8 protein-coding genes are annotated in these 10819 nt (G+C 53.7%); all 8 read left to right on the top strand.

The genetic code is table 11. The annotated features are described in order from the left end of the window. Window positions 1-406 precede the first annotated feature (406 nt). The 8 genes from ACFSX3_RS03205 to ACFSX3_RS03170 all read left to right on the top strand — a co-directional run bounded on the left by ACFSX3_RS03205 (window position 407) and on the right by ACFSX3_RS03170 (window position 10819). A complete protein-coding gene (locus ACFSX3_RS03205; RefSeq protein ID WP_209994635.1) occupies window positions 407-1381 on the top strand; it encodes a LacI family DNA-binding transcriptional regulator in 975 nt (324 codons plus the stop codon). Between the two features lie 46 nt (window positions 1382-1427). Continuing rightward, window positions 1428-2360, top strand: a complete 933-nt coding sequence (locus ACFSX3_RS03200) for an alpha/beta hydrolase (protein WP_209994634.1) — start codon at window positions 1428-1430, stop codon at window positions 2358-2360. A 97-nt stretch (window positions 2361-2457) separates the two neighbouring features. Continuing rightward, window positions 2458-3414, top strand: coding sequence for a carbohydrate kinase family protein (locus ACFSX3_RS03195; RefSeq protein ID WP_209994633.1), 957 nt, complete (start codon window positions 2458-2460; stop codon window positions 3412-3414). Between the two features lie 13 nt (window positions 3415-3427). Next, window positions 3428-4894: a sucrose phosphorylase gene (gtfA, locus tag ACFSX3_RS03190; protein WP_209994632.1), complete on the top strand. Its 1467-nt coding sequence runs from the start codon at window positions 3428-3430 to the stop codon at window positions 4892-4894. A gap of 26 nt (window positions 4895-4920) precedes the next feature. Beyond that, a complete protein-coding gene (locus tag ACFSX3_RS03185; RefSeq protein WP_209994631.1) occupies window positions 4921-5712 on the top strand; it encodes an alpha/beta hydrolase in 792 nt (263 codons plus the stop codon). Between the two features lie 108 nt (window positions 5713-5820). Next, a complete protein-coding gene (locus tag ACFSX3_RS03180; protein WP_209994630.1) occupies window positions 5821-7539 on the top strand; it encodes a sensor histidine kinase in 1719 nt (572 codons plus the stop codon). A 1-nt stretch (window position 7540) separates the two neighbouring features. After that, window positions 7541-9136 carry a response regulator transcription factor gene (locus ACFSX3_RS03175; protein WP_209994629.1) on the top strand — a complete coding sequence of 532 codons (1596 nt, stop codon included), beginning with the start codon at window positions 7541-7543 and terminating at the stop codon, window positions 9134-9136. A gap of 141 nt (window positions 9137-9277) precedes the next feature. Next, window positions 9278-10819 (top strand): ABC transporter substrate-binding protein, encoded by a 1542-nt coding sequence (locus tag ACFSX3_RS03170; RefSeq protein WP_209994628.1) that lies wholly within the window; start codon window positions 9278-9280, stop codon window positions 10817-10819.

Below are 10819 nucleotides of genomic sequence, written 5' to 3'. Positions count from 1 at the left end.
AGTTGAGAAACTCTCAGCAAATCGCCTAATCTTTTTAAAAATGTGACCTTAGATTTTGGCCCAGTCTTGCTATTTAACAAATCGAATTATGAAATTGACTCTTCCGTACAATTGAATGTTGAAAAGAGGCCATTTTCCACCCTAAACACAACATTCCACTGTATGAAATGCAATAGAATCTCATATTATGGCTAGCTATGCATTTTCTATTGCAGGAAATACAATTACCTACATGAATCCAAGAGTAGAAGTCGGCAACAGGTAGCCTATCAGCTTAATATTAGCCCGAGGTTCATGCTTATAGTTTTAAAGCTGCTGCTGCCCTATTATATTAACCGGTTAACACAGAGCCATGCCCTGTTCCGCTGAACAGAGGAAGTAGGCTGACCCGGGTCAGGAGGTACGGATGGCTGTAACCATCAAAGATGTTGCCGAGAAGGTCGGCGTCTCCGTCACTACCGTCTCCCGTGTGCTTAATAACCGGGGATACCTCAGTGAGAGTCTGAAGCAGAAGGTGAACGATGCCATGGAGGAGCTGAATTACCATCCGAGTGAGGTGGCACGCTCCTTACTGCGCAAGAAGTCCAATATTATCGGCCTGATTCTGCCGGATATCTCCCATCCGTTCTTCGGAGAGGTAACCAAGCATATTGAGGCCTATGCCTATGAACAAGGCTATAAGCTTATGTTGTGCAATTCCCTGCATCATAAGAAAAAAGAGAAAGAGTACATCGATCTGCTGCGGGCCAGCCGGGTTGACGGGATCATCATGGGCAGCCATACGATGAGCGTGAACGATTACAAGTCGATCAACCTGCCGCTGGTGTCGCTGGACCGGCAGATCTCGAAGTCGATTCCGTTCATTGCCTCGGATAACTATCAGGGGGGAGTGCTGGCCACCCGGCTGCTGCTGCGTAAAAAATGCCGGAGCATCGCCTATCTCAGCGGGAATCTGCGCCTGAATCTGCTGGCCAAGCAAAGGCATGACGCCTTCCTGGAGCAGGTCAGGGGGCAAGATGTTGAATATACCGTCCGGCAAACCGATCTGAACGGATTCAAGTATAAGGATTACGAGAAGCTGGTCAGTAGTCTTTTTGAGGAACGTCCTGAGCTGGACGGCGTATTCGCGAGCAGCGATATGCTGGCGCTACAGGTGCTGAAGCAGTGCAGAAGGCTGGGCAGAGCCGTGCCCGGCCAAGTCAAAGTCATTGGATATGACGGAATTGCCGCCCTGGATGCGGAGGATCTGACGACCATCGTCCAGCCGATCAAGAAAATGGGCGAGCTGGCCGTTCAATATCTGCTTCAGCAGATTGCCGGCGAGCCGGTCCCGCTGGAGACGATTCTTCCCGTCCGGTTATCGGAGAAGGGGACCACTTAAAGTACGCAGGATTCATTCACATTCGAACGATATGGAGGGAATATAGATGGATTTCATTCACCGCGTGGCCCCGGAATTAAGAGAGGGGATTGCCGGATTGCCGCCGCTGCATTTGCCAGAGGATCTGGCCGCAGCCCGGAATATGATTCCGTTGCTTACAGAACGATCGGACCGTGTCCGCATTACGGAGCGGGTCCTGATTGCCGGTTCCGGGCCGGTACGGATCAGAATCTATGAACCGGCGAAGCGGAGTAAGCATAAGCTGCCTGCCCTGCTCTGGACTCATGGCGGCGGCTATATTCTGGGCCAGCCGAGCGGTGACGATGCGTTATGCGAGAGCTTCGTCCTCGCGGCCAACTGTGTGGTCGTGTCGCCCGATTACCGCCTTGCCCCGGAGCATCCGTACCCGGCAGCCATTGAGGACTCTTATGCAGCGCTTGTGTGGCTGGCCGATATCAACAATGGGCTGAGCATTGATTTGACCCGGATTGCCGTCGGCGGAGCAAGTGCAGGCGGCGGTCTGGCAGCTGCACTGGCGCTGATGGCGAGAGACAAGGGCGGTCCTGCCCTCTGCTTCCAGCTTCCGCTGTATCCGATGCTGGATGACCGCAACACTACACCTTCCAGCTATGAGGTGACGCACCCTGCGGTGTGGAACCGGGCTAACAATCTGGTGGCATGGGAGATGTACCTGGGCGGTCCTGCCGGGGGCACAGACACCTCCCCGTATGCGGCACCCGGCCGTGCGGAACAGCTGGCGGGACTTCCGCCCGCCTATACCTGTGTCGGACAGCTCGACCCGTTCCGTGATGAGACGATAGACTATGTGGCCCAGCTGGCACAGGCCGGTGTAGAAGTGGAATTTCATCTCTACCCGGGCGGCTATCATGGCTTCGAGCATGTTGTCCCTGCAGCCGAGGTCAGCCGCAGAGCCAGAGAGGGATATATCCATGCCCTGGCAAGAGCCTTGAACTCTTAAATTGTAAAAAGAGGACGGGTTTTTGAAAGTATTGTGTACACAGAGACCATAGAATGGATATGACACAAGGATACTGGAGTACCAAGGGGGAGTGCGGGTGTTTAAACTCGGAGAGACAATACAGTTTGAAGATCAGGCGAACGATGTGTTAACAGTAGGCGAGCTGCTCGTAGATATGATCTCTAATGAATATGGAGAGGACACGGTATGTGATGGATATACCCGGTATTTTGGCGGATCGCCTTCAAATATTGCCATCAATGCGGGGAAGCTGGGCATCCGGTCGCATGTGGCTTCGGCGGTGGGCAGGGATAGTCTGGGCAACTATCTGATGAACCGGCTGCAGAGCGCCGGAATGGCGACAAGCGGCATCCAGCAGGTCGATGATTCTACCAGTATGGTGGTGATTACCAAGAGTCAGGCTACGCCGGTTCCGATCTTTTACCGTGCGGCGGATTACCGGCTGGAGTACAATGAGGCGCTGGAGCAAGCCTTGATTCATTCCAGAATTGTCCACTTCTCCTGCTGGCCGATCTCCAGGAACCCGTCCCGTGAGACAGTGGAGCGGGTGATCAAGACGGCAAGGAAGCATAAGGTGCTGATCGGCTTCGATCCCAACTACCATCCCTCGATCTGGCAGAAGGGGGAGGACGGGGTAGCCTATGTCAAAAGCATTATCCCGAAGGTGGATATCATCAAGCCTTCCGAGGATGATGCTGAGCGTCTGTTCGGTCCCGGCACGCCGGAGGAGCAGATCGCCAGATTCCTTGCGCTTGGCGCGAAGCTGGTCATTCTGACGCTGGGCAAGGACGGGGCACTCGTCTCCACCGGAAGCGAAACGATGTCGTTTGCCACCAAGGCGACGCAGATTGAAGATACGACGGGAGCAGGAGATGCCTTCTGGTCCGGATTCTATACAGCTATTATCAAAGGGTATACGCTCACAGAGGCGCTGGAGCTTGGATTTGCTGTCAGCGCGTACAAACTGAAATTCACGGGTGCGGTAGTCGATCTGCCTGCGCTTGCGGTCATTAAGCAACAATTCAACCTGTAGGAGGCTTCTTAAGATGACACTGAAGAATCAAGTACAGTTAATTACCTATCCCGATTCGCTGGGCGGAGACCTGAAGCAGCTTCATCAGATGCTGCGCGGTCCCTTCGCCGGGCTGTTTGCCGGGGGGATTCACATCCTTCCGCCCTTTCCTTCTTCGGGGGACCGCGGCTTTGCGCCCCTGACTTATCTGGAGATCGAGCCGGAATTCGGCAGCTGGGAGGATATCCGCAGCATCGGGGCAGAATTCGATGTGCTGGTGGATCTGATGGTCAATCATATCTCCAGGCAATCGCCGTATTTCCAGGACTTCCTGGAGCATGGCCGGGCTTCTAAATATGCGGATCTGTTCATTACCTTGGACAAAATCTGGGAGCATGGCGAGCCTGTGCGTGCGGATATCGAGAAGATGTTCCTGCGGCGGCCGCTGCCGTACTCTACCTTCACAACTTCTGGAGGGGGGGAAGAGAAGGTCTGGACCACTTTTGGCAAAACCGACCCTTCCGAGCAGATTGATCTGGATATCCATTCTCCGCTTACCCGCGACCTGCTGCGGCAGTTCTTCCTGAACTTCAAAGAGCAGAATGTCAAGATCGTCAGGCTGGATGCGGTCGGGTACGTGATCAAGAAGCTGGGCACCAGTTGTTTCTATGTGGAGCCGGAGATCTATGAATTCCTGGACTGGATTAAGGAGATGGCCGATTCGCTGGACATAGAGCTGCTGCCGGAGGTACATGCGCATCACAGTATCCAGACCAAGCTATCGGAATACGGCTGCTGGATCTATGATTTTATTCTGCCTTACCGCGTGCTTGAGGCGCTTACCGGCAGATCCAATACGGCGCTGTACGACTATCTGCGGACCCGTTCGCCTAAGCAGTTCACGATGCTGGACTGTCATGACGGGGTTCCGGTGAAGCCGGATCTGGATGATCTGATCGATACGAAGGAAGCACGGGAGCTGGTGGATCTCTGCGTGGAGCGCGGGGCGAACCTGAGCCTGATTCTGTCCGAGGAGCATAAGGCGCCGGATGGCTTCGATGTCCATCAGATCCGCTGCACCTATTACAGCGCACTGAATGAGGATGACGATGCGTACCTGGCAGCAAGGGCGATTCAATTCTTCGCACCGGGTATTCCGCAGGTCTATTATGTAGGCTTGCTGGCTGGCCGTAATGATCTGGAGCAGGTTGCCCTGACGGGGGAAGGCCGGGAGATTAACCGCCATAACTATACGCTGGAGGAGATTGCAGCGGAGAGTGAGCGGGAGGTCGTGCAGCGTCTGATGAAGCTGATCCGCTTCCGCAATGAATATAGCGCCTTCCATGGAACCTTCCGGGTGCTGGAGGCAGCGGAGGATGAAATCAGGCTGATGTGGGAACAAGGAACAGCATATTGCCGGCTGCATATTAACCTGCAGAATTATAAGACTGTTATCGAATATATAGATCAGCAGGGACAAGAAGCGGTATACTGGGTCTGATTCTAATTCGTTAAGGGGGAATGATGATGGCTACAATGCAAATCAGCCTGTTCTCGGCAAGTCTGAAGCGGGAGGTCACGATCCAGGCCATATTGCCGGTGGATCTGCCGGAGGGCTGGGGATTGCCGGCCTGGTCGGGCCAGCCCTTGAGATCGCTCTATCTGCTGCACGGCTTCTCCGGCAGCCAGAACGACTGGCTGAACTTCTCCAGGATCAGGGAGCTGGCAGACAGGCATCAGGTGGCAGTATTCATGCCGGCCGGGGAGAACCGCTTCTATGTTAATGATGAGCTTAGGGAAGAATACTACGGTGAGTATATCGGCCGGGAGCTGGTAGACTTCACCCGCAAGCTGTTCCCGTTATCAGCAGCCAGAGAGGATACCTGGATCGGCGGCTTATCAATGGGCGGATACGGTGCGATCCGCAACGGCCTCAAGTACGCGGAGCGCTTCGGCCGGATCATCGCCTTATCCTCGGCTTTAATTCCGTATAGAGTTGCCAATATTGCCCCAGACTATAAAGACGGAATTGCCAGCTATTCCTACTATGTCAGCATCTTCGGCGATCTGAGCAGGCTGCTTGGCAGCGACAAAGACCCCGAGCAGCTGGTGCGTGACGTGAAGGCGCAGGGACTTGCCCTGCCGGAGCTGTACATGGCGTGCGGAACCGAGGACATGCTGCTGGATGTGAACCGCCGGTTCCAGCAGTTCCTCGAAGGCGAGCAGGCTGCCCATTACTATGAAGAGGGCCCGGGCGACCATAACTGGGTGTACTGGGATAAGCATATCGAAGCTGCGCTGGAATGGGCGGCTAATTGACTTTATAAGAAGCACTTAAGAAAATGCATACTTATACGCCCCTGGGTCTGGCCTAAGAAGGTATCGGCTCAGGGGCGTGCTGAATTCCGGGGAAAGGAAGAGGCGGGGATGATCCGAACCAACAGTATCGTGTTCAAATTTTCGTTGCAAATGACAGTGATTCTTGTGATCCTGCTGTCTATCCTTGTTCTGAGTAACATCTACTCCCTGGAGGTTGTGCGAAGCAATGCACTGACTAGCTCGCGTAATACACTGGCCCTCTATCAGGCCAACATTCATAATAATTTCAACAATTTCTCCAAGGACCTCATTGAGGTGTTCGACCATAACGTGGATGCCGCCGTGAATTCGGCGGGAATGGATGAGAACAACCGGTATTTCAGGGTCCAGCAGCTCAAGAATAGCCTGCAGTCGAAAATAGCGGGCGATAATTCCAGTGACGGTATGTTCATCAGGCTCTCGGATGAGCTGGTGCTGGAGCAGTTCAACCGCCGGATTCAATCGGAGGATAAGCTGGCTCTGGTGGATTTTATCAATATGCATAAATTCAGTACGGCTCCGGCAGCATCAAGCGGGGAGTGGAAGGTCTTCCAGATCCGCGGCGAGTCCTACTTGTTCAAATATATTACTTATTCCGGGGTCAGCTTCGGAACGTTGGTGAAAGCGGACACTCTGCTGGCCATGGTCGACAGGGGAGGGAATGATCAGAACCGGTATGTGCTCAGTGATTCGAAAGGAAATATACTGGCAGCGAGTAATATCCCTCTGCAGGAGGGAGAGACGACGCTTGAGAGCTTAAGCAGGCAGTATCAGCGGGATTACCTGATTGTATCTGAACCGATCGGCGAGTTCGGGCAGATGACTCAAATGGTTGCCAAGGGCAGTCTGTTCTCAGGCCTGAAGCTGATTCAGTGGGGGATTGCCCTGCTGGCGGTTCTCTCGGTCATTGTGGTGCCGCTGGTGCTGAGATTCCTGACGAGGGATGTGCTGAGGCCGATTCTGGAGCTGGTGAAGGCGGCGAAGGCGGTCGAGCAGGGGCAGCTGGAATACCAGATTCCGCAGAATACCCCCTACTCCCTGGAATTCCTGAAGCTGTTCCATGCGCTGGAGTCCATGGTCAGTGAGATCAAGGATCTGAAGATTCAGTCCTATGAAGAACAGATCGAAATCAGCCGCGCCGAGATCAAGTATCTGCAGATGCAGATCCGGCCCCATTTTTTCCTGAATGCGATCTCAACGATCACCAGCTTAACCTATCAGAATAAAAATGAGGAGATCCGCCGGCTGATCCACTGCCTCTCCGAGCATCTCCGGTATATGTTCAGAGGGGGGCTGATGGAAGTGACGATGGAGGAGGAGATCCGGCATACTGAGAATTATATCCGGATGCAGGAGATCCGTTATCCTGAGCAGATTTTTTTCATGATCGAGATCCAGGAGGAAGCGCGGCAGGTGCCGATACCACAGTTCATGATTCAGACCTTTGTGGAGAATACGTTCAAGCATGCCATGTTCGTTCAGGAGCTGCTGTCCATCTTCATCAGGGTGCGGATAGAGCAGCGGGACGATAGTCCATTTGTCAGCATTGTCATTGAAGATAACGGGGCGGGTTTCGCTTCTGAATGGCTGGATCAGCCGGAACGCGAAGAGGCAGGAGAGGACGGGGGCAGAGTGGGCATTGCCAATATCCGCAAGACCCTCAGACTGCTCTACAAACGGGAGGATCTGCTTAAGCTGTCCAACAACCAGTCTACAGGTGCCAGGGTTGAGCTGTGGATTCCTGTGAAGCCGCTCGAATGGGGCCAGCCCGGCTTAGAGGGAGGATAATATGCGTTGTATGCTGATTGACGATGATATTCCTACAATTGAAGCGCTGCGCGGCATTGTGAATTGGGAGGAATTCGGAATTACGGAAGTGCTCACCGCTCATAATATACAGGATGCGAAGCAACTATTCGAGAACGGCGATCCGGATCTGATTATTTGCGATATTGAAATGCCGCGCGGATCTGGCATTGATATGATCAAGTGGGCCAGAGACCGTCAATATGAAGGCGGATTCATTTTCCTGACCTGTCATGAGAGCTTCACCTTCGCCTCCAAGGCGATCTCGTATGACGCCGACTCGTATCTGGTCAAGCCGCTGGACAAGCAGGAGCTGGAAGCAGCGCTCCGCAAGTCGATGGATACACTGAAGAACAAAATCATGTTAGGCGAATACAGCAAGCTGGGCCATGCATGGCTGAAGAACCAGGATCTGATAGAACGCAGCTTCTGGAGCGATGTGCTGACGGCGACGATCTCTCCCCGGCCTCAGCTGATCCAGAGTGAGGTACAAAAGCGGGAGCTGGCCGTTCAGGCGCATGCGGAGTACAGGCTGCTGCTGGTAAGTGTTCCCCGCTCCCAGATTGAACGGGAATGGGACGAGAGCATCTTCCATTACGCCCTCTCGAATCTGGTCTCAGAAATTCTCAGCAGCCGGGTGGGCAGCGGCCGGATGATTGCCTATCAGGTCGATAAAGTATTCTACAATGCGATCATTGTGGAGAGTCCGGCGGATATGCAGGAGCTGGAGGCAAGCGCCGGAGAGATCATCCGGCTGTCCAGGCAGTATCTGAAATGTACGGCTACCTGTTACTTCAGTGAGCCTGGGGTGATCTCCCGCCTGGCGCAGCTTAAGACGGAGCTGGAGCAGGCCGACGAGTCGAATATTATTTTCCGGGGCAAGCTGCATTTGCCGAATAAGCCCTTCCATGTGGATCTGACCGAGCGCTTCACCCTGGATACGGAGCTGTTCACCCTGCTGTTCGTCCAGAAGGAGAAGGCGCAGATTGTGAACCGGCTGAAGAAGGAGCTGGAGCTGCTGACGAGTCTGAACAAGCTGGATGCGGCCACGCTCCATTCGATCCGGGAGGATCTGCTTCAGGTGGTCTATTCGCTGCTTGCGCGGCATCACATTCAGGCACACCGCCTCTTTGAGGGCGAGCTCAGCCAGCAATTGGCCCAGGATGCCGAGAGCAGCGTGTTCGACTTCATGAAATGGGCGCAGGCGCTGACAGACAAGACGGTGGATTCCATCAAGGAGGTGCTGCAGTCCGAAGGGGTGGTCGAGCGGGCCAAACGGTTCATCCAGGACCACTATACTCAAGACCTCAGCCGTGAGGATGTTGCCGCAAGCGTCTATCTGACAGCGGACTATCTGGCGAAGGTCTTCAAGAACGGGACCGGGCAGACGGTCAAGGAGTATTTGAACGACTGCCGCATCCGGGCGGCGAAGCAGATGCTCCTGGAGAGTGCGGCCAGTATAGGGGAGATCGCGATGGATACCGGATTTGATACCATTTCTTATTTCTCGACGGTATTCAAAAAATGGACCGGCGAAACACCGGCCGCCTATCGTGCCAAGCACAAGGCCGCTCTATAGCAGGAAGCTCCGCTTTTCGATGAGAGAAGCGGAGCTTCTTGCTGAGTACGTTTTTTTATAAAAACAGCCCGTATTATTGAAAGCCCGCCCCCCTCCAGGGCAGTACAATGAGAATGTAAATATAGAACAGGAGGCATGATCATGAATAATAAAAAGGGGTTAGGTTCACTGCTGTTGTCTATGGTAATCTGCGGTTCCCTGCTCTCCGCCTGCGGCGGCAATTCCAATACAACATCCGAGGGTTCCGGGAATACAGAAGCTAAGGCCAAGGTGGCTGAGATTGTGTTTGCCTTGCCGTCCTTCAACCGGATTCCCGATGATCTGAGCAAGGTGACGAATGCGATCAATGCTATTACAACCGAGAAGATCGGTGTCAAAGTAGATTTCCGGCTCTTCGGTCCGGCGGATTATGCCCAGAAGGTCAATCTGGCGCTCCAGAGCGGGGAGAAAATGGACGTCTTCACCACGCTCGGACAGTTCTCCAACTATGTGTCCAAGAGTCAGGTGGCTCCGCTCGAAGAGCTGCTTCCCGAGCATGGTAAGGAGCTAACCGCCATTCTGGACAAGGATTTCGGTCCGGATATTCTCAAGACCACCACGATGGATGGACATATCTACGGGATTCCTGTGAATAAAGGCATGGCGCTGCCTACCAATATTATCTTCAACGCCGATATGCTGACAGACGCAGGAGTGTCGGCTGACTCGATCCAATCGGTGGAGGATCTGCCTGCGGTCTTCGCAGCTGTGAAGAAGAAGTCACCGGATGTAGTTCCGTTTGGCCCGATTAATGTGAATCCGACAGATACGGGACTTGTGAACTGGATGAAGGGTGCCAGCAAGGTGGATTACCTGACCGATACCACCGGAGTCGGTGTGGTCATCGGGGACAGCGGCAAGGTCGTGAACTTCTACGAATCCGATGTGTTCAAGAACGGGATTCAGATGATGCGGGAGTGGTTCAATGCGGGCTACTTGCAGAAGGATACCGCGACCACGACGATTACAGCGATGGAGATGGTCTCCTCCGGGCGCGGTTTTTCCTTCTTGGGAGGGTACAGCGGTATGGAGGTTGGCAAGCAGCTGAGTGCTCAAGTCGGGAAAAACATTGAGACCAAGCGGATCGCCCCGTTCTACTTCGATACCAGTGCCGTGAACTCTGTAACCTGGATGGTCTCCAGCACTTCCAAGGAGACGGAAGCTGCCGTCAAGTTCCTGAACCTGCTGTATACCGACAAAGAGCTGATTAACACCATTCTTTTCGGAATCGAAGGGGAGGATTATCTCAAGGTGGATGAGCATCATGTGAAATTCCCTGAGGGCATGGACGCCAATACGGTTCCTTATACCTCTATGCTCAGCTCCGGGATCGTAGGCTCCGAGTCACTCCAGTATCAGATGGAGGGAATCAACTGGTCGGATGTGGAGCTGAAGCTCCAGGAGAACAAGGATACCGCCAGATCCCCATACTTCGGATTTATCTTTGACCAAGGTCAGGTGAAGACGCAGATGAGTGCAGTGACCAACGTAGTGAGTCAATTCCTGCCGGCACTGGTCAGCGGATCGGTAGATCCTGATACCATTATTGCGAAGTTTAACAGTGCGCTGAAGGATGCGGGTGCGCAGGACATTATAGACAGCAAGCAGCAACAACTGGATCAATGGCTAGCCGCGCAAAAATAG

Source organism: Paenibacillus rhizoplanae (genome assembly GCF_042684125.1).
In the GTDB taxonomy this organism is placed as follows: Bacteria; Bacillota; Bacilli; order Paenibacillales; family Paenibacillaceae; genus Paenibacillus_AQ; species Paenibacillus_AQ rhizoplanae.
The sequence above is the reverse complement of the archived record's forward strand: the minus strand, read 5'-3'. Positions and strand labels throughout refer to the sequence as shown.

Excerpts from the sequence above, each read along its gene's own strand:
- ACFSX3_RS03205 (WP_209994635.1), top strand. The coding sequence starts at position 407 with ATGGCTGTAACCATCAAAGATGTTGCCGAGAAGGTCGGCGTCTCCGTC.
- ACFSX3_RS03200 (WP_209994634.1), top strand. The coding sequence starts at position 1,428 with ATGGATTTCATTCACCGCGTGGCCCCGGAATTAAGAGAGGGGATTGCC.
- gtfA (WP_209994632.1), top strand. The coding sequence starts at position 3,428 with ATGACACTGAAGAATCAAGTACAGTTAATTACCTATCCCGATTCGCTG.
- ACFSX3_RS03185 (WP_209994631.1), top strand. The coding sequence starts at position 4,921 with ATGGCTACAATGCAAATCAGCCTGTTCTCGGCAAGTCTGAAGCGGGAG.
- ACFSX3_RS03180 (WP_209994630.1), top strand. The coding sequence starts at position 5,821 with ATGATCCGAACCAACAGTATCGTGTTCAAATTTTCGTTGCAAATGACA.
- ACFSX3_RS03175 (WP_209994629.1), top strand. The coding sequence starts at position 7,541 with ATGCGTTGTATGCTGATTGACGATGATATTCCTACAATTGAAGCGCTG.
- ACFSX3_RS03170 (WP_209994628.1), top strand. The coding sequence starts at position 9,278 with ATGAATAATAAAAAGGGGTTAGGTTCACTGCTGTTGTCTATGGTAATC.